The 24,044-nt window shown below is 59.0% G+C and carries 23 protein-coding genes; 21 read left to right on the top strand and 2 right to left on the bottom strand.

Annotation, left to right across the window (positions count from 1 at the left end):
* The 11 genes from ACUVTU_RS00630 to ACUVTU_RS00580 all read left to right on the top strand — a co-directional run.
* Nucleotides 1–1,492 (top strand): ATP-binding protein (locus ACUVTU_RS00630; protein ID WP_445888013.1); only part of this gene is annotated, 1,492 nt, incomplete at its 5' end.
* Nucleotides 1,489–3,033, top strand: a complete 1,545-nt coding sequence (locus ACUVTU_RS00625) for a sigma-54-dependent transcriptional regulator (protein WP_445888012.1) — start codon at nucleotides 1,489–1,491, stop codon at nucleotides 3,031–3,033. The genes ACUVTU_RS00630 and ACUVTU_RS00625, both read left to right, overlap by 4 nt.
* A 286-nt stretch (nucleotides 3,034–3,319) precedes the next feature.
* On the top strand, nucleotides 3,320–4,483 hold the full coding sequence (locus tag ACUVTU_RS00620; protein WP_445888011.1) for an iron-containing alcohol dehydrogenase: 1,164 nt from the start codon (nucleotides 3,320–3,322) through the stop codon (nucleotides 4,481–4,483).
* 443 nt (nucleotides 4,484–4,926) lie between these two features.
* A complete protein-coding gene (locus ACUVTU_RS00615) occupies nucleotides 4,927–6,654 on the top strand; it encodes an aldehyde ferredoxin oxidoreductase family protein (RefSeq protein ID WP_445888010.1) in 1,728 nt (575 codons plus the stop codon).
* A 285-nt stretch (nucleotides 6,655–6,939) separates the two neighbouring features.
* Entirely contained in the window at nucleotides 6,940–7,182 is a 243-nt protein-coding gene (locus ACUVTU_RS00610; RefSeq protein WP_445888009.1) for a MoaD/ThiS family protein, read from the top strand.
* Entirely contained in the window at nucleotides 7,182–7,523 is a 342-nt protein-coding gene (locus ACUVTU_RS00605) for a winged helix-turn-helix domain-containing protein (protein ID WP_445888008.1), read from the top strand. The genes ACUVTU_RS00610 and ACUVTU_RS00605 overlap by 1 nt, the downstream gene beginning before the upstream one ends.
* 84 nt (nucleotides 7,524–7,607) lie before the next feature.
* A complete protein-coding gene (gene moaA / locus ACUVTU_RS00600; protein ID WP_445888007.1) occupies nucleotides 7,608–8,588 on the top strand; it encodes a GTP 3',8-cyclase MoaA in 981 nt (326 codons plus the stop codon).
* 3 nt (nucleotides 8,589–8,591) lie between these two features.
* The gene (gene moaC, locus ACUVTU_RS00595; protein ID WP_445888006.1) at nucleotides 8,592–9,062 is read left to right on the top strand and encodes a cyclic pyranopterin monophosphate synthase MoaC; all 471 of its coding nucleotides are present in this window, start codon (nucleotides 8,592–8,594) and stop codon (nucleotides 9,060–9,062) included.
* A 37-nt stretch (nucleotides 9,063–9,099) separates the two neighbouring features.
* Nucleotides 9,100–9,534, top strand: a complete 435-nt coding sequence (locus ACUVTU_RS00590) for an MOSC domain-containing protein (RefSeq protein ID WP_445888005.1) — start codon at nucleotides 9,100–9,102, stop codon at nucleotides 9,532–9,534.
* Nucleotides 9,518–10,096, top strand: a complete 579-nt coding sequence (gene mobB / locus ACUVTU_RS00585) for a molybdopterin-guanine dinucleotide biosynthesis protein B (RefSeq protein WP_445888004.1) — start codon at nucleotides 9,518–9,520, stop codon at nucleotides 10,094–10,096. Before ACUVTU_RS00590 ends, mobB begins: the two co-directional genes overlap by 17 nt.
* Entirely contained in the window at nucleotides 10,090–10,842 is a 753-nt protein-coding gene (locus tag ACUVTU_RS00580; RefSeq protein WP_445888003.1) for a HesA/MoeB/ThiF family protein, read from the top strand. The genes mobB and ACUVTU_RS00580 overlap by 7 nt, the downstream gene beginning before the upstream one ends.
* Here the strand turns inward: ACUVTU_RS00580 and holA are convergent.
* The gene (gene holA, locus ACUVTU_RS00575; protein ID WP_445888002.1) at nucleotides 10,832–11,911 is read right to left on the bottom strand and encodes a DNA polymerase III subunit delta; all 1,080 of its coding nucleotides are present in this window, start codon (nucleotides 11,909–11,911) and stop codon (nucleotides 10,832–10,834) included. The genes ACUVTU_RS00580 and holA overlap by 11 nt on opposite strands.
* A 76-nt stretch (nucleotides 11,912–11,987) precedes the next feature.
* Entirely contained in the window at nucleotides 11,988–12,257 is a 270-nt protein-coding gene (gene rpsT, locus ACUVTU_RS00570) for a 30S ribosomal protein S20 (protein WP_445888001.1), read from the bottom strand.
* Nucleotides 12,258–12,383: 126 nt separating this feature from the next.
* On the opposite strand from rpsT, the gene ACUVTU_RS00565 reads away from it, so the two are divergent.
* The 10 genes from ACUVTU_RS00565 (at nucleotide 12,384) to dnaJ (ending at nucleotide 24,041) form a co-directional block, all read left to right on the top strand.
* Complete coding sequence (locus ACUVTU_RS00565) at nucleotides 12,384–12,722, top strand: phage holin family protein (RefSeq protein ID WP_445888000.1); 339 nt, start codon at nucleotides 12,384–12,386, stop codon at nucleotides 12,720–12,722.
* A gap of 278 nt (nucleotides 12,723–13,000) precedes the next feature.
* Nucleotides 13,001–14,014 carry a stage II sporulation protein P gene (gene spoIIP / locus ACUVTU_RS00560; protein WP_445887999.1) on the top strand — a complete coding sequence of 338 codons (1,014 nt, stop codon included), beginning with the start codon at nucleotides 13,001–13,003 and terminating at the stop codon, nucleotides 14,012–14,014.
* Between the two features lie 284 nt (nucleotides 14,015–14,298).
* Nucleotides 14,299–14,514 (top strand): hypothetical protein, encoded by a 216-nt coding sequence (locus ACUVTU_RS00555; RefSeq protein WP_445887998.1) that lies wholly within the window; start codon nucleotides 14,299–14,301, stop codon nucleotides 14,512–14,514.
* Between the two features lie 211 nt (nucleotides 14,515–14,725).
* On the top strand, nucleotides 14,726–16,531 hold the full coding sequence (gene lepA / locus ACUVTU_RS00550) for a translation elongation factor 4 (protein ID WP_445887997.1): 1,806 nt from the start codon (nucleotides 14,726–14,728) through the stop codon (nucleotides 16,529–16,531).
* Complete coding sequence (gene hemW / locus ACUVTU_RS00545) at nucleotides 16,521–17,663, top strand: radical SAM family heme chaperone HemW (protein ID WP_445888048.1); 1,143 nt, start codon at nucleotides 16,521–16,523, stop codon at nucleotides 17,661–17,663. Before lepA ends, hemW begins: the two co-directional genes overlap by 11 nt.
* A 98-nt stretch (nucleotides 17,664–17,761) precedes the next feature.
* Nucleotides 17,762–18,808, top strand: coding sequence for a heat-inducible transcriptional repressor HrcA (gene hrcA, locus ACUVTU_RS00540; protein ID WP_445887996.1), 1,047 nt, complete (start codon nucleotides 17,762–17,764; stop codon nucleotides 18,806–18,808).
* A gap of 19 nt (nucleotides 18,809–18,827) precedes the next feature.
* The gene (locus ACUVTU_RS00535; protein ID WP_445887995.1) at nucleotides 18,828–20,387 is read left to right on the top strand and encodes a TCP-1/cpn60 chaperonin family protein; all 1,560 of its coding nucleotides are present in this window, start codon (nucleotides 18,828–18,830) and stop codon (nucleotides 20,385–20,387) included.
* Nucleotides 20,388–20,389: 2 nt separating this feature from the next.
* The gene (grpE, locus tag ACUVTU_RS00530) at nucleotides 20,390–20,995 is read left to right on the top strand and encodes a nucleotide exchange factor GrpE (protein WP_445887994.1); all 606 of its coding nucleotides are present in this window, start codon (nucleotides 20,390–20,392) and stop codon (nucleotides 20,993–20,995) included.
* 42 nt (nucleotides 20,996–21,037) lie between these two features.
* Nucleotides 21,038–22,888 (top strand): molecular chaperone DnaK, encoded by a 1,851-nt coding sequence (gene dnaK / locus ACUVTU_RS00525; RefSeq protein ID WP_445887993.1) that lies wholly within the window; start codon nucleotides 21,038–21,040, stop codon nucleotides 22,886–22,888.
* 16 nt (nucleotides 22,889–22,904) lie between these two features.
* The gene (gene dnaJ, locus ACUVTU_RS00520) at nucleotides 22,905–24,041 is read left to right on the top strand and encodes a molecular chaperone DnaJ (protein WP_445887992.1); all 1,137 of its coding nucleotides are present in this window, start codon (nucleotides 22,905–22,907) and stop codon (nucleotides 24,039–24,041) included.
* Nucleotides 24,042–24,044: the final 3 nt, after the last annotated feature.

Here is a 24,044-nt window from a genome sequence, read left to right as displayed (position 1 = left end):
GCCCATTCCCGACATGATCACCCGAACCTATCAGCGCCTGCCCCTGGTGCTGGACTGCGACTTCTTGGGGCTATTCTTATTGCGTCAGGAGGCCCTCTGGCTGACGGCTTCCGTACCCGCCTGTCCCGAATTGACCTCGCCCATACCGGGCGATTCCCTGCTCTGGTCGGTGCTGAAAAGCAAACAGGGCGGCTATTATTACCTGCCCCGGCACGCCGATCTGTGGGAGTGTTACCTGGTGCGCAACTTCAGCCTGGGCAGCGTGGCCCTGATGCCCCTGCTGGTCAAAAACCGGGTGATTGGCGTGCTCATGGTGGGCAGCCAGCAGCAAGAGGCTTATCAGGAAAGCGAGCTCAATTTTGTGCAGCAGCTGGCCGACCAGCTGGCCATATGTATAGAGAACGCCCGGCTGTACGAAGAAGTGTTGCGAGGCAAGAACGAATGGGAGGAAACTTTCCGCGCGGTAATTGATCCCATTTTTTTAATTGACCTGAATTTCAACATCCTGCGGTCTAATGAGCGCCTGGAAGGCGCCTGCCGCCTGTCATCCGGCAGCTGGCAGGGACGGAAATGTTATGAACTGCTCTGGGGACGGCGTACCAAGTGCGAGGTCTGCCTGCTGGACGAGGTCTGCCGGACGCAAAACGATGCTTACCGGCGGATGCAGATGGACAGCGGTCAGGTGTGGGATGTTTACTATTACCCGGTATTCAACCGGCAGGGACAGATCTATGCGGTGATCCATCACATCAAAGATGTAACTGAAAAGGTGAAAATGGAGGCCGGGCTGCTGCAGTCGGCCAAGCTGGCGGCTATCGGCGAGATGGCCGCCGGGGTGGCCCACGAACTGAACAGTCCTCTAACCGTGATCATTGGCAATGCCCAGATGTTGCTGCGCGACCTGCCGTCCGACCATCCGGCGGTGGAACTGGTGCAGGACGTCTTGAACTGCGGTTTGCGCTGCAAAAAGATCATCCAGAATCTACTCACCTTTGCCCGTCAGGATCAGCATCCCCTGGCCCCCACCCGGATCAACGATGTGGTGGAGAGGGTTCTGAGTTTGCTCAGGTATCAGCTCAGCCGGGGCGGCCTTGCAGTCCAGTGTGAGCTGGCCGAAGACTTGCCGCCGGTGCTGGCCAATGGGCAGCAACTGGATCAGGTGCTGATCAATTTCCTGCTCAATGCCCGCGATGCCCTGGAAAACACTACCGGGCCACGCCTGATTACAGTGCGGACTGCCCGCCGGCCCGGTACGCCCGGAGCGGTCACCCTGACAGTTGCCGATAATGGTGAAGGTATTGCTCCGGAAAACCTGTCCAGAATCTTCAACCCGTTTTTTACCAGCAAGGAAGCCAGCAAAGGCACCGGGCTGGGACTTTCGGTGAGCCTGGGTATAGCCCAGGCCCACGGCGGTACCATTGAGGTAGAAAGCCGGCCGGGTGAGGGCAGTTCTTTCACCCTGGTTTTGCCATGGCGAGGTGAGAGTGCTTGACCGAGAAAGCGCGTATCCTGGTGATTGATGATGAAGTGGCCGTGGGTATGTTTTTCCGCCGCCTCCTGGAGCGCAAAAATTTGAGGGCGGTGCTGGCGGAAAGCGGGGAGCAGGCGCGCCGGGCCTGGGAAAAAGAGGAGTTCGCCGTGGCTCTGGTGGATGTGCGTTTGCCTGATGCCAGCGGCCTGGACCTCTTGCAGGAAATCAAAACCAGGCAGCCTGGCTGCGAGGTGATCATGATGACCGGTTACAGTACCACCCGTACGGCGGTCCGGGCCATCCAGCTGGGTGCATTTGACTATCTGGAAAAGCCCTTTGAAGATATTGCTCAGCTGGAGAGCATTGTCGAAAGAGCCCTTCAGGCCGGTCAGAGCCGGCAGGAAGGGGGCGGGAGGCAGGCGGGCTGGGAAGAACTGGCCCGCCGGACCGGTTTTGTGGTGGGCAGGAGCCCGGTGATGCGCCGGCTGGCCGATGTGGCCAGCAAGATTGCTCGCAAAAATATCAATGTACTGATCCATGGTGAAACCGGTACGGGCAAAGAAGTGCTGGCCCGGTTTATCCATGCGGCCAGTCCGCGGGCAGGCCATATGTTTATCCCGGTCAACTGCGGAGCTTTTCCCGAGAGTCTGCTGGAAAGCGAACTTTTCGGCCACGAAAAGGGGGCCTTTACCGGGGCGGCCGCGCAGCGCCGGGGAATTTTCGAGCTGGCGCACCGCGGCACGCTATTTCTGGACGAAGTGGGGGAGGCCAGTCCGGCCATTCAGGTGAAGCTGTTGCGGGTGCTGGAGACAGGCGAGTTTTTGCGGGTGGGTGGCGAAAAACCCATTCAGACCGATGTGCGGATTATTGCGGCCACCAATGTCGATCTGGAAAAGGCGGCGCAGGAAAAAACCTTCCGGGAGGACCTGTTTTATCGTCTGGATGTGGTGCGCCTGATCCTGCCTCCTCTACGCGAGCGCCGGGAGGACATTCCTCTCCTGGCCGGGCATCTGGTACAGCGCTGTGCGGCGCGGGGCGGTAGGACGGCGCCGGCCATTACGCCCGAGGCCCTGCAATCATTGCAGAACTATCACTGGCCGGGAAACATTCGCGAGCTGTCCAATGTGCTGGAAAAGGCTGTGGCTCTTTGCGAAGGGCAGATGATCAGGCCCCATCACCTGGGGGAAAAATTTTTTCAGCCGGAAAGCCGGGACGGTGTTGTGCTACCTCCGGCTGCAGCGGGGGAGAGGAATGCTGGGTCGCCGGAGCCGGTGCAGCACCTGGCCGCTTACTCGGGGGAGGACTTTGCCTGGGAGCAGTTACCTGCCGAGCAGATTCTCACTTCTTACCGCCTGGCCCGGGCTCTGTTGAGGCGGCTGGAGCGGGTCATGGACAGCCTGGGACTGCCCCGCGAGCAGCCCGCCAGCCTGTCCGAAGTGGAAAAACAGGCCATTGCCAGCGCCCTGTCCTACTACAAAAACAATATATCCTCCGCTGCCCGGGCCCTGGGCATCGGGCGCAATACCATGTACCGCAAGATGAAAGAATACGGCCTGTCCTGAAAAGGACAGGCTGTGCTGTTTTGGTACGCTCCGGGCGGGCGGGCTGCGCCATAAACAAACAAGTCGCGCAATTCACAAATAACAAAATATACTGGCCGGTGTCGCATGAAATAATTCCAAAACAATTTTTGCAGATTGCATAAATGGCAAAATTCAATAAAAACGAGCTTTGTGCGCACTGTAACTATCGCGGGCCCCCGTCTCGTCGCTTTTCAAACCGTTTCTGGCATACTGGTTGCTCTTATATCCGGACAGATAAACAAAAAAATTCGGGAGGTTGGTTTAAATGGCTCTTGGCGAACAAGTATTTGGTTACTACATTCCCACGGTCAACCTGATGGGTGTAGGGTCGCACAAAGAGGTGGGCAACCAGGTGCGCGTGCTGGGCGGCAAAAAAGTCCTGATTGTTACCGATGCCTACCTGGCCAAAAGTGGCATGGCCGATCAAATTAAGGGCATGGTGGAAGAAGCCGGCGCCCAGGCCGTGATTTATGACGGTGCCGAGCCCAACCCCACAGACAAGAATGTGCATGACGGTTTGAAGGTGTTCCAGGACAACGCCTGTGACATGATCATCTCACTGGGTGGCGGCAGCTCTCACGACTGCGCCAAGGGTATTGGTATTGTGGCCAGCAACGGCGGCAACATTCGTGATTACGAGGGGATCGACAAATCCAGCCGTCCCATGCCGCCCTTTATTGCCATCAACACCACGGCCGGAACGGCATCCGAAATGACCCGCTTCTGCATTATTACCGATACCGACCGCCATGTCAAAATGGCCATTGTGGACTGGCGCTGCACTCCCAATGTGGCCATCAACGATCCCCTGTTGATGATGGGCATGCCGCCGGCCCTGACTGCGGCTACCGGTATGGACGCCCTGACCCATGCGGTAGAAGCCTATGTTTCCGTTGCGGCTACTCCGGTAACCGACTCGGCTGCCCTGATGGCCATCAAGTTGATCTCGCAGAACCTGCGCCAGGCCGTGGCCAACGGGCAGAACATGGTGGCCCGGGATAAGATGGCTTATGCCGAATTTCTAGCCGGCATGGCTTTCAATAACGCCAGCCTGGGTTATGTGCACGCCATGGCTCACCAGCTGGGCGGCTTTTACAACCTGCCCCACGGTGTTTGCAATGCCATTTTGCTGCCCCATGTCTGCCGCTTCAACCTGATTGCCTGTCCCGAGCGCTTTGCCGACATTGCGGCGGCCATGGGTGAAAATATTGCCGGGCTGAGCGTGCGCGATGCCGCCGATGTGGCTATCGCCGCTATTCAAAAGCTGTCCCAGGATGTGGGCATTCCCTCCGGCCTGACCCAGCTGGGCGTAAAAGAGGGCGACCTGAAGATCATGGCTGAAAATGCCATGAAGGATGCCTGCAGCCTGACCAACCCGCGTCTGGCCACACTGGATGATGTGATTGGGATCTACAAGGCGGCCATGTAGGGGGTCCGATAACACCGGCCTCCCCGCCCTTTCAAAATAGAGTTGGCGACACGGTCAGGAGGAGAGAACAATTCTCTCCTCCTGACTGTCCGCCGGCCGAACTAATATTACCACACTGTTCGTAGCGGTTATGCCGGGCGGTGGTCGGCGCACCACCTGGCCGAGGCACAGCTTGCTGTGCCGTTATGGCACATTGTGCCGTTATGACACAGCCGGGTGCAGGCTGTGGGTACAGGCGGGCTGCCGGGGGCCAGGTGGCAGGCGGAAGCCGCTGTGCCGAATGCCCTGCCGTTCCGGCTTTTCCTGTGTTGCATTTTTGTGGTATAGATATTGCACATGGACAACTTTATAAAGTTCATTACGGGTTCATTGATTGGCAGCAGGATTGACCGGTCAGGAAAGCGAATTATTAGCCATCTGCTAAAACAAGGAGGGAGTTTGGGATGCCCAAAATTTTGCGAGTGAATGTATCGACCAGGGAACTAAAAATGGAAGAAGTCCCGGAGAAGTACCTGGGCCTGGGAGGCCGGGCGCTGACCTCGCAGCTGGTGTTTGATGAAGTGCCGCCCACCTGTGATCCGCTGGGTGAGTATAACAAGCTGGTGATTGCTCCAGGACTATTAAGCGGTACCAGCGCTCCTTCATCCGGGCGCCTGTCGATAGGCGGGAAGAGTCCGCTCACCGGCACCATCAAGGAGGCCAATGCTGGAGGTATTACCTCTCAGAAGCTGGCCAATCTGGACATCAAGGCCGTGGTTCTGGAAGGCAAACCGGCTGACGACAAGTGGTTCGGCGTAAAAATAGACAAAAACGGTGCCGAATTGTTTGACGCTTCCGATCTGGCCGGCAAGGGCACTTATGAAGTGACCGCCATCTGCCGGCAGCGTTTTGGGGAGAAAGTCGGCGTGATTACCATTGGTCCGGCCGGGGAAATGCTCATGCAGGCCGCCGGTGTGACCAACAACGATGGCGAAGGCAACTCTTCCCGCTACGCCGGCCGCGGCGGTCTGGGAGCGGTGATGGGCTCCAAGCGCATCAAGGCCATTGTGGTGGACAGCCCCACTACTTTCGACGTGCCTTTGAAGGACCCGGAAAAATTTAAAGCGGCAGCCAGGAAGTTTTCCAAAATCCTGCTGGATCACCCGGTTTGCGGTCAGGGGCTGCCCTCCTACGGCACCAATGTACTGATGAACATCATCAATGAAGCGGGCGCGCTGCCTACCCGCAACTTCCGTTTCGGTCGCTTTGAGCAGGCGGCCAACGTATCGGGCGAAAAGCTGGCCGAAGTGGCGGTAGCCCGCGGCGGCAAAGCTACCCACGCCTGCCATCCTGGCTGTGTCATGCGTTGCTCCAACGTGTACCCCCTGCCCGATGGCAAGGTGTGCGCTCCCATTGAGTACGAAACCGCCTGGGGTTTTGGTCCCAACCTGGAAATCGGCGACCTGGATGTGGTGGCCCGCCTCAACTACATTTGCAACGATGTGGGTCTGGATACCATTGAAACCGCCTGCACTCTGGGTGTGCTGATGGAGGCCGGGGTGGTTTCCTTCGGTGATGGTCAGGCGGCCATTGCTGCTCTGGAGGAAGTGGCCAAAGGTACCGCTCTGGGCCGCATTATTGGTTCGGGTGCAACTGTGGCCGGCAAGGTATTCGGCGTAACCCGCGTGCCCGCAGTAAAAGGACAGGGTATTCCGGCTTATGACCCGCGGGCCTGCAAAGGTAACGGGGTAACCTATGCTACTTCTCCTATGGGTGCCGACCACACCGCCGGTTATGCCGTAACGGCCAACATTCTGAAGGTGGGCGGTTTTGTCGATCCGCTGAACAAGCAGGGTCAGGTGGAACTGTCCCGGGATCTGCAGGTGGCCACCGCGGCGGTGGATGCTACCGGTCTGTGTCTGTTTGTCGCTTTTGCCATCCTGGACAATCCCGAGGGTGTGCCCACCATCTGTGAAATGCTCAATGCCCAGTACGGGCTCAGCATCACTCCGGCCGATGTGGTCCAGCTGGGTCAGAATATCCTGAAGGTGGAGCGCGAATTCAACAGACTGGCCGGCTTTACCAGCAAGGACGATCGCCTGCCCGAATTCTTCTATCAAGAACCCATTGAATCACACAATGTCAAGTTCGATCTGACCGACGAGGAACTGGACAGCGTTTTCAACTTCTAATTCTCCCGCAAGGTGAGACCGGCGGTTAGCAGGTAGAGTAGCGGAAGCCGGCGCCCGGTGCGGCGGTTTCCGCTTCCCTTTCCGGGGAACAAAAAGATTTTTGCCGGCCGGGACCGGTTTTGTGCTATAATGACAGTGCGGTCTGCCCTGGCCTGTTTACTGACCAGCCGGCGGGTGTGATAGGGTCATGGTCATCCGGCCCTGGAAGGAAAAATGGTCCGGCCCGCGGGATGGGGATCGACCGGCTGGAGTTACCGGAAGCAGCAAATAACCGGGCAGGTGAAGATGATGCGGATTGAGGTGCGTGTATTCAGCGGTCTGGAAAAGTATCTCTCCGGGGTGGCTTTCGGCCAGGCGCTGGCGGTGGATTTGCCCGAGGGCAGCACACCGCGTGATCTGTTGCACCGGCTGGGTATTCCGGAGGAGCAGGTTTTTACCGTGTTGAGAAACGGGCGGCACCTGCCCTTCGACGGGCTGTTGCAGGACGGAGACCGGGTGGGCCTGTTTCCTCCGGTGGGTGGTGGCTGATGGTAGCCGGCGGTTTCAAGCCGGGTTGCAAGCTCTGGCTGGAGAAAGACGGGCGAATATATGGTGACGGCCTGTTCCATTTGCTCCATCTGGTGCGGGAAAAAGGCTCCATCAGCGCGGCGGCAGGTGAACTGGGCATGTCCTACCGGGCGGCCTGGGGCAAAATCAAACAGGCGGAAAGAAACTGGGGCCTCAGGCTGGTGGAAACCAGAGTGGGTGGCGAGTGCGGTGGCGGTGCCGCCCTCACCCGGGAGGCGCTGGATTTGCTACACCGGTATGAGCAATACCGGCAGGAAGCGGTACGGGCCGTCTGGCAGGTTTTTCAGCAGTTGTTTGATTAGCAGGCTGTTTTTTTGTCACCGCGATATGTTTATCGCTTCATAACGAAGGCCAGCCCGGCTGCTGGCTTAAAGCGAGGGTTATGTATGCAAGATGGCCAGGCAAGGGAAATAAAATATTTGCGCATTTCGGTAACCGACCGCTGCAATCTGCGCTGCACGTACTGCATGCCGCCGGAAGGTGTGCGGCCGCTGGAGCATGACCAGATTCTACGCCATGAGGAAATAATTCGTTTGGTGCTGGCTGCGGCAGCAGTTGGGATCAAAAAGATCCGCCTGACCGGTGGCGAGCCGCTGGTGCGGCAGGGAATCACCGGGCTGATCCGGGAACTGGCGGCCATACCCCAGATTGATGACCTGGCCCTCACCACCAACGGCCTGTTGCTGCCTGAATACGCCCCGGAATTGCTGAAAGCCGGCTTGCAGCGGGTCAATATCAGCCTGGACACGTTGCAAAATTTCCGCTATACGCTGATCACCCGCCTGGGAAAACTGGAGCAGGCGCTGGCCGGAATTGACGCTGCGCTCCAGTACGGGTTCCATCCGGTGAAAATAAACACGGTGGCCATTCGCGGTTTTAATGACGATGAAATAGGTGATCTGGTGGCCATGACTCTGGACAGGCCTCTACACCTGCGCTTCATTGAGCTGATGCCGGTGGGGGTGGCCGATGGCTGGGCCAGAAGCCGGCACATAGCGGTGGCCGAAATCAGGGAGATTATAGAAAAGCAATATGGTCCCTTAAGGCCGGTACGCCGGCCGGCCGGATACGGCCCGGCCCGTTATTACACCATACCCGGGGCGAAAGGTACAGTGGGTTTCATTAGCCCCTTAAGCGACCATTTCTGTCACCAGTGCAACCGGCTGCGCCTGACAGCGGACGGCCGGCTGCGTCCCTGCCTTTACGATACGCGGGAGATTGATTTGCGTGCCGCGCTCCGGCGGGGTGCCGGTACGGACGAACTGGCTGCTCTTTTTCGCCGGGCGGTGCTGCTCAAGCCGGCGGGGCACAGCTTTGCCACCGGCTGGCCGGACGAACGGCGCGTCATGTCACAGATTGGGGGATGACCAGTGCAACTTACTCATTTTGATACCCGCGGGCAGGCCCGCATGGTGGAAGTGGGAGAAAAGGAGGAAACCAGGCGCGAGGCGGTGGCGCAGGGCGAAGTGGTGATGCAGCCGTCCACACTGGAGCTGATCGCCGCAGGTGGACACAAAAAAGGCGACGTGCTGGGAGTGGCCCGGGTGGCGGCCATCATGGCGGCCAAGAACACCGCCGCCCTGATTCCCATGGCCCATCCCATCATGATTACCGGGGTGGATGTGGAGTTTACCATCGCTCCTCCCGACCGTGTGCTCATCCAGGCCAGTGTGCGCTGTACCGGACGCACCGGGGTGGAGATGGAAGCGCTCACGGCAGTATCGGCGGCGGCATTGACCATCTATGATATGTGCAAAGCTGTGGACCGGGGCATGGTGCTGGGCAATATCCGCCTGTTGCGCAAAAGTGGCGGTAAAAGTGGTACCTTTGTGCGCGATTGATTGTGGAGCATGGATTGGGGAAAGGAGTTGCTGGCCGGTGGGTAAAATAGTTGCTGTATGTACAAGCCCGCAAAAAGGGATGCGCAAGAAAAATGTGGGGGAGGGCTTGCTGGTACCGGAACACGGCCTGGAAGGGGATGCCCATACCGGGACCTGGCACCGCCAGGTGAGCCTGCTGGCCCTGGAAAGCATTGAAAAAATGCGCCAGCAGGGTCTGGATGTGCACCCCGGCGATTTTGCCGAGAATCTCACCACCCGGGGGATTGATCTGGTCAGTTTGCCAGTGGGGACCAGGCTGAAAATTGGCTCGCAGGCGGTGGGTGAAGTAACCCAGATCGGCAAGGAATGTCACCATCGCTGTGCCATCTACTACCAGGCCGGAGATTGTGTCATGCCCCGCGAGGGTATTTTCATCCGTGTGCTGGAGGGCGGACCGGTCAAGGTGGGGGATGATATTGAGGTCCTGGCTTGAAGAAAGAGGCGGCTTGCCGCCTTTTCTTTGCATTACCGCGGCCCGCTCGGGAACGGGAAAAACCACCCTGCTGGAGCAGTTGATCAACAAATTTACTGCCCGGGGATATCGATTGGCTGTGATCAAACACCACCACGGCCACCTGCCGCCCGATCAGCCCGGCAAGGACACCTGGCGCTACCGGCAGGCGGGTGCCGCCTGGTCCGTGCTGGCTGCCGCCGGGGGACTGGTGTGGCACTATGACAGCCACCGGGAAGGTGCCGGGCCGTATCCCATAGATCCGGTGCGGCTGGTGGCTGCCCTGGCTGCTCTGGATCCCGGGCTGGAGCTGGTGCTGCTGGAAGGTTACAAACGGCATGCCGGCCTGCCCGGGGTAGAAGTAATGCGACCGGAGATCACCGGTACAGCCAGGCCGGTCACACCGGCCGGGCGGCTTCTGGCCGTGGTGGCCGACGGGCTGCCCGCTGCCGCTGTGCCGGTTTTCGGCTGGGGCCGGCTGGACGAGCTGGTGGATTATCTGGTGGAGAGGTTGGGGCTAAAAGGGAGGAATACGGGATGTTGACCGAACAGCAGCGCCGGCGTTACCAGCGTCATGTGGTGTTAAGCGGCCTGGGACCGGCCGGTCAGGCCCGGCTATTAAATTCAGCGGTGCTGGTGGTAGGAACTGGCGGCCTGGGCTCTCCCGTGGCCTTTTATCTGGCGGCGGCGGGGGTGGGGAGGATCACCCTGGCCGATCCCGATGTTGTAGATTTGTCCAACCTGCAGCGGCAGATTTTGCACAGCACCGCCGACCTGGGACGCCGCAAGGTGGATTCGGCGGCGCAAAAGTTGCATGCCCTGAACTCGGAAATACATATCTCTACCTGCCCGGAAGGCTTGACGGTACAGAATGCGGCGCAACTGGTGGAAAACCATGATCTGGTGGTGGATTGCCTGGACAACTTTCCCACTCGCTACCTGCTCAACCGCATCTGCCGGAGGCTGGGCCGGCCGTTGATTTACGGTGGTGTGCTGGCCTACAGCGGGCAATTGATGACCATTTTGCCCGGCCGGGGACCATGTCTGGCCTGCCTTTACCGGGACGAACCCCCGGAAGGGGCACCGGACTGCGCCCGGTACGGTATCCTGGCTCCGGTGCCCGGGGTGATTGGCACCCTGCAGGCCGTGGAGGCTATCAAGTATTTGACTGGCAACGGCGATCTGCTGGTGGGTCGCCTGCTGATTTATGATGCCCTGCCGGGTTCCTTCATGGAAGTGAAAATCCAGCCTGATCCGGAATGCCCGGTTTGTGGCAGGATCAAGCCATAGCGCAGAAGCGCAGGATGAAGTGTTCGGCCGCGGTGGCAAAGTCCACACGGCCTTCTTTTATGTCTACGTCAATGCGGTGCAGTTCCTTAAGGCCCCGGCGGAGTTGTTCTTCAGTAAAATTGCCGCTCTGCCGGCTCATTTTCTGGGCCACAAAAGGGTGCAGGTCCAGAAGAGCGGCCAGCTGGTGGTCACGGGCGCCCTGCCGGCGGGCGATGGCTATCTGCCAGATCAGGCGAATTTGCCGGCCGAGCATGGCCAGGATCACCTGGGGAGGATGGCGCTGGAGCAGCAGGTTTCTCAATCCGTCAATGGCTCGATCCGGCTGGCGCTGGCCCATGGCATCCACAACGGCGAAAATATCTTCCTCCAGCGCAGGTGGTGAGACTGCCTGCACCGCCTGGCGGTCGATGATGCCTCGATCCTGGCAGTAAAGGGTCAGCTTTTGCATCTCCTGATACAGCAGATTCAGACTGCGCCCGCAGCGTAGCAGCAGCTCGCCGGCTGCCTCCGGGTCGAGGGTCAGGCCGGATAGCCTGGCCTGCTGGTTCAGCCAGCGTCTGATGTCGGGCGGGCTGAGCCAGGCGAACTCGATGGTCCGTCCCGATTTTTCCAACTGACGGTAGAGGCTGCGCCGCCGGTCGGGGGAGTAGGAAATGTCAAAAACCAGACAGGTGGCCGGGCTGGGGTTTTGCAGATAGGCCAGCAGGTCTTTATTCTCATCCTTCGCCGGGCTTTTGGATTTGCCGGTCCCTCGGGGTGCCGGAGAGGACTGATTGTCCGTCTCACTGCGGGCGACGGCGGCAAAATAGGGTGCTTCCCGCACGATGACCAGGCGTTTGCGGGCCCCCCAGGGGGGAGTGGTGGCAGTATCCAGAATCTCGGCCGCACTGGCGGTGCTGCCGTCCAGCCGGGTCAGGTTGAATTCCCGTAGATTAGCATTGGGGAATAGATGTTCTTTTAGGCGCTCCAGCGCCTGCCGGCGCAGATATTCTTCCGGCCCGTAGAACAGATAGACCGGTGCCAGTCGATCGTTTTTGATTTCTTCCAGCAGTTGCAGGAAGTAAAGCAAATGTATCCCCCCGTAAAGCAAAAACCACCCGTCAAGAGCAGGTGGCTGTCTTTCCAACGTTGCCGGCCACAGGTGGTTAGCTGGCCATGAATTTGTTGAAGCGCCGGGTCAGGCGAGATTTCTTCCGGGCGGCGGTATTCTTGTGCAGGATACCCTTAGTCACCGCTTTGTCGATGGCCCGCAGAGCCCTTCTCAGCTTGAGCTGGGCCTCTTCCCGGTTGGCACCGGCCATGGCTTCTTCAAAGCGGCGGATATAAGTGCGCAGGGCCGAGCGCAGGCTGGCATTGCGCAGCGTACGCTTCCGGATGACCTTGACTCTCTTCGCCGCGGACTTGACATTAGGCATTTTCTCACCTCCCAACAGGCACAATTCTATCACGGGCCAGTAAAAAAAGCAAGGTTTAAGATGGTATGAACCGGGCAAAATTAGTAAATGCTTTAAGATAAAGAAATGCAAAGGAGGTGGATACAGATGGGACTGGCAGCAGGAGTAATTCGTTTTATCATATCAGCACTGGTTTTAATTGCGGTCAGCTGGCTCTCCCCCGGCTTCAGTGTTAGAGGAGGCGTAGTGGGTGCCCTGATTGCGGCGGCCGTGATTGCCATACTGGGATATCTGGCAGAACTGCTTCTGGGCGAGCGGGTGTCACCGCGCTCCCGTGGTGTGGTAGGTTTTGTTACGGCGGTGGTGGTGATTTATCTGGCCCAGTTTATTATTCCCGGTGTGGTTAGCGTGAACATACTGGGGGCCATTATCGCCGCTTTTATCATCGGGCTGATTGATGCGGTAGTACCGACCATGTTGCGCTAACCGCAGCGTATTAATTTAATGATGCCAGAAGCAAGCGCGGGAAAGCATTCCTCCCGCGCTTTGCAGCATTTTCCTCCACTGGTGTCCAAACATCCGGCTTGTACTAACTGGCCAATCAACTGCATAGTAATAGTTGATTATATATGGGCAGCCGGTGGCCCGAAACCCGGCCGCAGGCTGTACCGGGAGGCGGGACGTAAATGATATGCCGCTTGTTCTTCGGCCGTACCCGGGGATGGAGGAGAGTCCGGTCCCTACCGGGCCACTCTGCGAGCGGAGTGCGGATACTTCGTTCGGTTGTTCTGGCCTCGCTGCCGGTCCTGGCTCTGGCCCTGCTGGTGAGCGGGCTGGTCTACCAGCTGTGGGCCGGTGGAGAAAAGCCCGGGCTGCCGCTGGCTCTTTTCCGGTCGGTCATGCCCGGATGGCTGATTTCCTCCGGAGAGGGGGAAGATGAAGATATTTTTTCTCGCGACTATGCCGGGCCGCATATATTCCTGCCTCTGATTGGGCGGGGTGATTTTTCTATTCAGGAAATAATTATCAGTGAGTTGTGGCCGGTCAGTACGGGTCGACTGAAGCCGGAACCGGCCGGTGTGATCGCTGAGCCGGATAGCGGCCAAAATACCGGAACCGACATTGTTTTGCCTGATACCGGGGCGCTGGCTGTAAAAAAAGAAGATGTCCGGGTGGCCATATATCATACCCATACCGGGGAGACCTACCGCCCGGATGACGGGGTGGAGAGGCTGAACGGCCAGCCCGGCGGGGTGGTGGCGGTGGGGGCGGCGCTGGCCCGGCGTTTGCACGAAGAATATGGCATCGGGGTGGTGCATGTAGCCCGTATTAATGACGCTGTTTACAGCCGGTCCTACCTGGAATCAGAAAAAGTGGTGCGCAGCCTGTTGCAGAATTATCCCCATCTAGGTGTGCTGGTGGATGTGCACCGGGATGCTGCTGGTGCTGCTGCGGCGAGTACGGTGGGCATAGAGGGGCGGAAGGCGGCCAGATTGCTGCTGGTGACCGGTTCGGATGCCCGGGCGCCCTTTCCCGGTTGGCGGCAGAACTACCAGCTGGCTCTGGAACTGGTGGCCCTGGCCGGCAAAAAATATCCGGGGCTGCTTAAGGGCGTACAGGTTAAGGAGGGCCGCTACAACCAGTTCCTGCATCCCGGGGCCATCCTGTTGGAGGTGGGTAATTCCGGCAACAGCCGGGCGGAAGCAATTTATGCGGGGGAGCTTTTTGCGGATATTCTGGCGGATTATCTGCAAAATAACTCCAAAAATCGACAATAAGCAAGGAATATTGACCCTGTGATGGAATAAAATATCTGAACACCGGGCAGGACAAATGGCGCAGGATGGCGTATTATATACCAGCTATAACCTGATCTGCCGAAAAGAAAAGCGGGGTATGGCCTATGTTGAATTTTATCCTGCGCCGTCCAGCCCTGGCCATCCTGCTCTGGAATGTACTCAAGGTCTGGCGGGGGCGCCGTTAGTGGTGGGTGGTGTTTAAAAAGAGCCTTTTCTGCCAACAATATTTAACTGTCAATCTCATCAGAAGGCGGGAAGGGTGTTTGCGAACCAATAATCATGCCTGGCTCCTGGCTGTACTGGGAGGTATTTTTCTGGGCCTGACTCTGTGGGGGATCACTGTGGTGTACTGTCGCTCCCAGGATCTGCTGGCGGTTCCAAAGGTTACGGGTGTCCCCGGCGCTGCTTCCTGGCTGCAATTCTGGCATAATCTGCCGGGCCGGGTCGATTGGCCGGGCTATGTGCGCAAATTCTGGTGAATAACCGGCCTGGCATTGGGCCGGTTATTCCTGTGTCAGAGGCTATGCTTTTGCGGGCCGGGATGTTATAATCCTGTAATGACCGGTTATTTTACGGCAAATACATTATCCGGGTTGATAGTAATACTACAGAGATGTGAGCGAAGGACGCATGCCCGCAATTAGCGGTTTGCAAGTCAGGCTGTAGTAGTAATTTAAGGAGAGAGATATTTTGACGCAGGCACATATCCGTAACTTTTGCATTATCGCCCATATCGATCATGGCAAGTCCACCCTGGCCGACCGCCTGCTGGAAATGACCGGGGCCCTCAGCCAGCGGGAAATGACCGAGCAGGTGCTGGATAAAATGGACCTGGAGCGCGAGAGGGGCATCACCATTAAAATGCAGGCCGTGCGCCTGCGGTACCGGGCCCGGGACGGCTGGGAGTACCAGCTCAACCTGATCGATACCCCGGGGCACGTGGACTTCACTTATGAAGTTTCCCGCTCCCTGGCCGCCTGCGAAGGGGCGCTGTTGGTGGTGGATGCGGCCCAGGGCATTGAGGCCCAGACCCTGGCCAATGTTTATATGGCCATTGAAAACAACCTGGAAATAATTCCGGTGATCAACAAGATTGACCTGCCCAGTGCCGACCCGGAGCGGGTGCGAAAGGAAATAGAGGACGTCATCGGTCTGGATGCTTCCGATGCCTTGCTGGTGTCGGCCAAGACCGGTCAGGGCGTGGACGAGGTACTGGAAAGTATTGTCCAGCGCATTCCACCGCCGGAGGGCAGGGCCGATCTACCGCTGCAGGCGTTGATCTTTGACTCGCACTACGATTCGTACAAAGGGGTGATTGCCTATGTACGGGTGGTGCAGGGCGTGCTGCGGCGGGGTATGCGCATCCGCATGATGTATACAGGTAAGGAATTTGAAGTGAACGAGGTAGGAGTTTTTCTGCCCGACATGGCGGCAGTGGATGAGCTGAAGACCGGTGAGGTGGGCTTTCTGGCCGCCAGCATTAAAAACGTCAAGGACACCCGCGTGGGCGATACAGTGACCGATGCAGAAAATCCGGCTCCCGAACCTTTGCCCGGTTACCGCCAGGTCAAGCCCATGGTTTACTGTGGCCTCTATCCCGTGGACAATGTGGACTACGGCGACCTGCGGGACGCTCTGGACAAGCTGAAGCTCAATGATGCTTCCCTAATTTACGAGCCCGAAACCAGTGAGGCGCTAGGTTTTGGCTTTCGTTGCGGCTTTCTGGGCCTTCTACACATGGAGATCATTCAGGAGAGGCTGGAACGGGAATACAGCCTCAACCTGATTGCCACGGCCCCCAGCGTGGTGTACCGGGTTACCACTACGACGGGCGAGGTGCTGGAAATCGACAATCCCACCAAAATGCCGCCGCCCGGCAAGATTGAGCGCATGGAAGAACCCTATGTCACGGCCACCATCATGGTGCCCAAAGAATACGTGGGTACCATTATGGAACTGGTGCAGGAAAGGCGCGGCATATTTAAGAACATGGAATATATGGGGGAGAACCGGGTCATGCTCAGCTACGAGCTGCCCCTGGCTGAGATCATTTTTGATTTCTTCGACCAGCTCAAGTCGCGCACCCGGGGTTATGCCTCCCTGGATTATGAGTGGCTGGGCTATAAGGAAAGCGACCTGGTCAAGCTGGATATACTGATTAACGGCGAAGCGGTGGATGCCCTGACCTGCATTGTGCACCGGGACAAGGCTTACTACCGCGGACGGGCCCTGGTGGAAAAGCTGCGCAGTTTGATTCCCCGGCAGCTCTTCGACGTGCCGGTGCAGGCCGCCATCGGCAACCGGGTGATTGCCCGGGAAACCATCAAGGCCCGGCGCAAGGACGTGCTGGCCAAATGCTATGGCGGCGACGTAACCCGCAAGCGCAAGCTGCTGGAAAAACAAAAGGAAGGTAAAAAACGCCTCAAGCAGGTGGGCAGTGTGGAAATCCCTCAGGAAGCCTTTATGGCGGTGCTCAGCATTGACGATGAAAAATGAGCTGGCCCTGTACATTCACGTCCCCTTCTGCCTGGCCAAATGTCATTATTGCGATTTTGTTTCCTATACTTACTCTGATGAAGCAGCCGGGCGCTGGGCCGTCGCTGTAAAGCAGGAATTGGCTCTGTGGGCCCGGCTGCCTGTTTGTAGCGGGCGTACGCTGGCTACCATATATATAGGGGGAGGCACACCTTCGCTGCTGCCGGCGGAAACGCTCGGCAGTGTGCTGACTGCTGTGCGGCGCAATTTCGCGGTTTACCCGGCAGCCGAAATCACTCTGGAGGCCAACCCCGGTACAGTGGAGCCGGACAAGCTGACCGAGTGGCGCCGGCTGGGGGTGAACCGGCTGAGCGTGGGAGTACAAAGCCTTGAGGAAAAGCATCTGCGTTTTTTGGGCCGACGGCACACAGCGCAGCAGGCCGAGGAAACTGTGCAGGCCGCCCGCGCGGCCGGATTTGCCAATATCGGCGTGGACCTGATCTACGGGATACCGGGGCTTGGTGGCCGGGAATGGGCCGATACATTGCGCCGGGTGATGGACTGGCCGGTGACGCACCTTTCAGCCTATGCCCTGACCGTGGAGCAAGATACCCCGCTGGGCCGCCTGGTGGCCGCCGGGCGGGTAATCCTTCCCGATGAGGACGAGGTGGCCGATCAGTATGAACTGCTGCTGGAAGTGGTGCCGGCAGCGGGCCTTAAGCAGTATGAGATAGCCAATTTCGCCCGTCCGGGGCACTCATGCCGGCACAATTTGAATTACTGGCTGGGGGGAGAATACCTGGGAGTGGGGCCGGCGGCCTGGTCTTATCTGGCCGGACACCGCTTTGCCAATCCGGCGGAACCGGCGGACTATATGGGCCTGGTGGCGTCAGGTACTACTTCTTTCCATCTGGCAGCACCCCTGGAGCCACGGGAGGAACTGGTCGAGGCCTTGTTGATGGGCCTGCGGCTGCGCCGGGGGATAGACCTGGCCGCCTTCCAGCAGCGTTACGGTGTGGATCTGCTGGCCGATTACCGGCCGGTGATTTCCCGCTACGTCCGGCTGGGGCTGCTGGAAATGGTGGGGGGTTTTCTGCGCCTGACCGGGCGAGGACTGCTGCTTTCCAATGCGGTGCTGCGAGAGCTGGTCTGATGGGCCGGCAATGCTTGACAATTGCGCGCGGCGGTGATATTTTTTAACCAGGAGCTTTAGCACTCGCCATATTAGAGTGCTAACAGGAGGTGTCTGATATGAAAATGGACGCCCGCAAACAGCAAATCCTGATGGCCATTATCACCGATTATATTGCTACTGCCGAGCCGGTAGGCTCGCGCACTATTGCCAAAAAATACCGGCTGGGGGTGAGCCCGGCCACCATTCGCAATGAAATGTCCGACCTGGAGGAAATGGGTTATATCGAGCAGCCGCACACTTCGGCCGGGCGGATACCTTCGCAGCGGGGCTATCGCTACTATGTGGACTTTCTCATGCAGCGACAGGAACTGACTCCGGAGGAAGAAAACATTATTCGCCGGGGTTATGAAACCAAAGTGCGGGATGTGGGACAGGTGCTGCAGATCACCGGACAGCTTTTGTCCCAGATTACCAATTACGCGGCGGTAGTGGTGATGCCCCGTTTGGATGTGGGCCGCTTCAAGCATATTCAGATGGTGCTGTTGGACCCGGGCAAGGCTCTGGTAATCGTGGTGCAAAACACCGGTACGGTGTTGCACCGGATTTTTGATGTACCCCAGAGCATCACCCGTTCCGATCTGGATTTAATCAGTCAGGTGCTCAATGCCAAGCTGGCCGGCCAGAATATGGAAAGCATTAAGATGACCCTGATCCGGGAAATCTACTTTGAACTGTCCAAGCATAAAAACATTCTGGACCTGGCCATGCACCTGGTGCAGGAGAGCCTTGTCCCGGGCCGGGAGGATAAAATTTACCTGGGCGGTGTCTTCAACATCTTAAACCAGCCCGAATTTCACCATGTGGACCGGGTGAAAACCCTGCTCAGCCTGCTGGAGCAGGAAGAGCTGCTCTGCAGCCTGCTGGAGAACCAGAAACCGGAACAGGGTGTGGCGGTGCGCATTGGCAGCGAGCTGGCCCGGGAGGAGATGTCGGGCTGCAGTATGGTGCTGGGTACCTATCAGGCCGGTGGGCAGCCACTGGGCACTCTGGGTGTGATTGGGCCCACCCGCATGGAGTACAGCCGGGTGGTCAGCGTGATGGAGTGCATGACCCGCTCGCTTTCCGAAGCGCTAGATAGAATCCTGAACAACAGAAAAAACTAATCTTTGAGGGGGCTGTGCCTTGAGTTTGAAGCAGCAGGCCAGTGCCGGGGCCGAAGTCAATGAATCCATGGCTGCCCTGGTAAACAATGCCAATGCCGTGCGGGCCATTGCGGCGGCGGTGGAAGGTACGCTGGGGCCGCGGGGTCTGGATACCATGCTGGTGGATAAGTTTGGCGAAGTGGTGATTACCAACGATGGTGTGACTATCCTGACCATGATGGAAGCCAACCACCCGGCGGCCCGCATGGTGATCAATATTGCCCGGGCCCAGCAGGAGGAAGTGGGTGACGGCACCACTACTGCCACCGTCATGGCTGGCGCCATGGTGGCCGCCGGGGTGGAGCAAGTGGCCCGCGGGGTACCCGTATCGCGGGTGATTGAGGGGCTGAAGGCCGGGGTGCAGGAGGCGCTGCAGTATATTGGCCGGAAAGCCCGTCCGCTGGTAGAAATGGAAGATCCAGCCCTTTGGCAGGTGGCACTGATTGCCGGACGGGAACACCGGGATATTGCCGAGCTGGTGGTGCAGGCGGCCCGCCTGGTGGGGCGCGAAAAACTGCTGGAGCGGGGGTATAAATTTGCCGATAACATCACTGCCCGGGCGGGAGCGGAAAACCAGGTTCTGACCGGCATTATCATTGACAAGGAGCCGGTCAATCGCCAGATGCCCCGGGAGGTTGAGGATTGCCGGATACTGGTGATTGACGATGCGCTGCAGCCCGAGGAAATAGAAGAGGAAGCTCTGGCCACCGAGGCTGGCTTCGCCCGCTACATGGAACTGCTGCAGCAACACCGCTCGGCAGTGCAGAAAATTATCGATCTGGGTGTAGGCCTGGTACTGGTGGACCGGGGAATTGACGATACGGCCGAGGAGATGCTCACCGATGCGGGCATCATGGTGGTGCAGCGGGTGGCGGCCCGGGAATTACGCCGGGCGGCCGAACACACGGGAGCGCGCATGATCAAGCGCACCGGCTTGAAGAAGGATGTGGACGTGCTGCGCAGCTGGCTGGGCCGGGCCCGCCGCGTGTATCACGATGAAAAGCTGGCGCAGGTCTGGATTGTGGAAGGTAACGGCAAACCCACCGCCACTGTGGTGGTGGGAGCGGCTACGGCCGAAGTGGTGGGCGAGCGGGAGAGAATAGCCCGGGATGCGGCTTCGGCGGTGCAGGCGGCGGTGCGGGGCGGCATTGTACCGGGCGGCGGTGCCATAGAGCTGGCGGCCTCCCGGCAGGTGGAAAAAATGCGCGCCCGCTTAAAAGGCATGGCTGCCTACGGTGTGGATTGTGTGGTGGAAGCGCTGCGCCGTCCCCTGGCCCAGATTGTGGCCAATGCTGGTTTTAACCCCCTGGAAAAGATGGGTGATGTACTCTCGGCCCAGGCCGAGCGGGACAGCGACAGTCTGGCCATTGATTGCGACAGCGGTCAGGTGGCCGATATGCTGTCCCTGGGAGTTCTGGACCCGGCGCCGGTCAAGCTGCATGCCCTGCGGGCGGCCGGCGAGATTGCCGGGGCCATTTTACGCATTGATACCATCATAAAAAAGCGTGAAGATAAACCCGCCCAGCACAAGGAGGGGTAATAGTGACCGAACAGGATCTTTCCCTGGAGGAAACCAGGGCCGAACCGGCAGAAAGCCGGCCTGTGCCGGATGAGCAGGCCGGTGAGCCGGCAGCGCCGGCAGAGCCCGGGCAGGCTGAGGAACAGGCAGCACCGGAAGATGTGGACCTGGCTGCTCTCCAGGCCGAACTGGCCCGAAAAACCGCCCTGGCGGAGGAGCATTTCCAGCGCTTGGCCCGCCTGCAGGCCGATTTTGAGAACTTTCGCAAACGTACCCTGCGCGAGAAGGAGGACCTGCTCAAGTTCGCCGCCGAAAAGCTGATCGGGCAGCTTCTGCCCGTGCTGGACAATTTCGAGCGGGCGCTGGCCGCGCCCGAAGGGGATGGTGCGGCCTTCCGCTCGGGCGTGGAAATGATCTACCGGCAACTTATGGACATATTGCACCGGGAGGGTCTGGAATCCTTGCAGTGTGTGGGCCAGCCCTTCGATCCCTCCCGGCACGAGGCCGTGATGCGGCAGCCGGCGGGTGAGCAGCCCGAGAATACGGTGCTGGCCGAGTTGCAAAAAGGTTATACCCTGCATGGCAAGGTGATCCGGCCGGCCATGGTTTGTGTCGCCTGTCAGGAATAAAATAATAAATAATTGCTTTTTGCGGAGGAGATGAACTCTAAAATGAGCAAGATTCTGGGTATCGACCTGGGTACTACCAACTCCTGCATGGCCGTCATGGAGGGCGGCGAGGCGGTAGTAATCCCCAATGCGGAGGGAGGCAGGACCACTCCTTCGGTGGTGGGCTTTTCCAAAACGGGTGAGCGGCTGGTGGGGCAGGTGGCCAAGCGCCAGGCCGTGAGCAATCCCGATCGCACCGTGATCTCCATCAAGCGCCATATGGGTTCCAATTACAAGGTGAATATCGACGGCAAAGAATATACCCCCCAGGAAATATCGGCCATGATCCTGCAAAAACTCAAGGCCGATGCCGAGGCTTACCTGGGAACCAGAATTGAAAAAGCGGTCATTACCGTGCCGGCCTATTTTACCGATGCCCAGCGCCAGGCTACCAAGGATGCCGGGCGTATCGCCGGCCTGGAAGTGTTGCGCATTATCAACGAGCCCACGGCCGCGGCTCTGGCCTACGGTCTGGACAAGGAAGAGGACCAGACCATCCTGGTTTACGACCTGGGCGGTGGCACCTTTGACGTTTCCATTCTGGAGCTGGGGGACGGTGTATTCGAAGTCAAGGCCACCAGCGGCAACAACCGGCTGGGTGGTGACGACTTCGACCAGCGCATCATCGATTGGATGGTCAGCGAGTTCAAAAAGGAAACCGGCATTGATTTGAGCAAGGATCGCATGGCCATGCAGCGGCTGAAAGAAGCGGCGGAAAAGGCCAAGATTGAACTGTCCGGGGTGGTGAGCACCAATATCAACCTGCCCTTCATTACGGCCGATGCCGATGGGCCCAAACACCTGGATCTGAACCTGACCCGGGCCAAATTCGAGGAAATGACCGCTGACCTGGTGGAAATGACCATGGGACCCACCCGCCAGGCCCTGGCCGATGCCGGCCTGGAGCCCAAGGACATAGACAAGGTGCTGCTGGTGGGCGGTTCCACCCGCATTCCGGCGGTGCAGGAGGCTATCCGCAAGTTCCTGGGTAAGGAGCCGCACAAAGGGATCAACCCGGACGAGTGCGTGGCCATCGGGGCGGCCATCCAGGCCGGTGTGCTGGGCGGCGAGGTCAAGGATGTGTTGCTTTTGGACGTGACACCGCTGTCCCTGGGCATCGAAACCCTGGGCGGGGTGTTTACCAAACTGATTGAGCGCAATACCACCATTCCTACTTCCAAAAGCCAGATCTTCTCCACGGCCGCCGACGGGCAGACCCAGGTGGAGATCCACGTGCTGCAGGGCGAGCGGCCCATGGCGGCCGACAACAAGACGCTGGGCCGTTTTATGCTCACCGGTATTCCCCCTGCGCCGCGCGGTGTGCCGCAAATCGAGGTCAAGTTCGACATCGATGTGAACGGCATTGTGCATGTTTCGGCCAAGGACCTGGGTACCGGCAAGGAGCAGAGCATTACCATCAGCGGCAATACCGGTCTTTCCGAGGAGGAAATCCAGCGCATGGTGCGGGAAGCTGAGGCCAACGCCGAGGCCGACCGGCGCCGCAAAGAGGAGGCCGAACTGCGCAACCAGGCCGATAGCCTGATTTACCAGGCCGAAAAAACCATCAAGGATCTGGGCGATAAGGCGGACCAGAGCAAGGTGGACGCCGTGAACCGGGCCGTGGAGGAATTGAAAGAGGCTCTCAAAGGCAATGACCTGGAAAAAATCAAGCAAAAGCTGGAGGCGGTCAGCGGGCCGCTGTTTGAACTGACCACGCTGCTCTACCAGCAGCAGGCCCAACAGCAGCAAGCCGGTAGCTGCGCCACCGGTGGTTGTGCGGGCGGTGACGGGCAACAGGAGAAAAAGGAGAATGTAGTGGATGCCGATTTTGAAGTAAAAGACGGCGACCGCTAACAGGTGGTGGTAAAGCTTGGCCAAGCGCGATTATTATGAGGTGCTGGGGGTTTCCCGCCAGGCCTCTGCGGAGGAGATCAAAAAGGCTTACCGCAAGCTGGCCCGCCAGTACCACCCGGATGCCAATCCCGATGACCAGGACGCCGAGGCCAAGTTTAAGGAAATTGCCGAAGCCTATGAAGTGCTGAGCGATCCGGAAAAACGGGCCCGGTATGACCGGTTCGGTCATGCCGGGTTTAACGGGCAGGGCTTCGGCGGACATGGATTTGGTGGTTTTGAGGGTTTTGGCGCCGATCTGGGCGGTCTGGGCGATATTTTCGAGATGTTTTTCGGCGCTAGTAACCGGCGGCGGCGCGGCCCGGAAAAGGGGGCCGACCTGCGGGCCGATCTGGAGTTGACCCTGGAGGAAGCTGCTTTTGGTGTGGAAAGGGACATCAAGGTACCGCGGGAGGAGGAGTGCACCACCTGTGGCGGCAGCGGGGCGGCGCCGGGCAGCAAGGCGCAGGTTTGCCCGGTGTGCCACGGCAGCGGGCAGGTGCAGTATGCTCAGAGCACGCCTTTCGGCCGGATAGTGCAGACCCGCACCTGCGATCGCTGCCGGGGAGCCGGCCGGGTGCTGGAAAAGCCCTGTCCCACCTGCCACGGAGCGGGAAGGGTGCGCCGCACCCGCAGCATTCATGTCAAGGTGCCGCCGGGCGTGGACAGCGGCACGCGGCTCAGGGTGGCCGGTGAGGGCGAGCCGGGCCTGCGGGGCGGGCCGCGCGGCGATCTGTATGTGTTCATCCATGTCCGGCCGCACAAGGTTTTTGTGCGGGATGGCAATGATGTGCTTTGCGAGGTAAAAATCAGCTTTGCCCAGGCGGCCCTGGGTGATGAAATCGAGGTTCCCACCCTGGAGGGTACGGCCAGAATGAAGGTGCCCGAGGGTACCCAGAGCGGCACGGTTTTCCGCCTCAAAAGCAAGGGCATACCCGATGTACACGGTTACGGGCGGGGCGACCAGCATGTGCGGGTGCAGGTGGTAACTCCCACCCGGCTATCCGAGAAGCAGAAGGAGCTTTTGCGGGAGTTTGCCCGGCTGAGCGGGGAAAACGTGCCCGGCGGGGTGGAAAAAGGTTTTTTCGAGAAGGTCAGGGACGCCTTTATCGGGTAAAGT

This window comes from Desulfurispora sp. (assembly GCF_052744395.1).
Note: the sequence above shows the minus strand (reverse complement) of the source record. Positions and strands in the feature narration are given on the sequence as shown.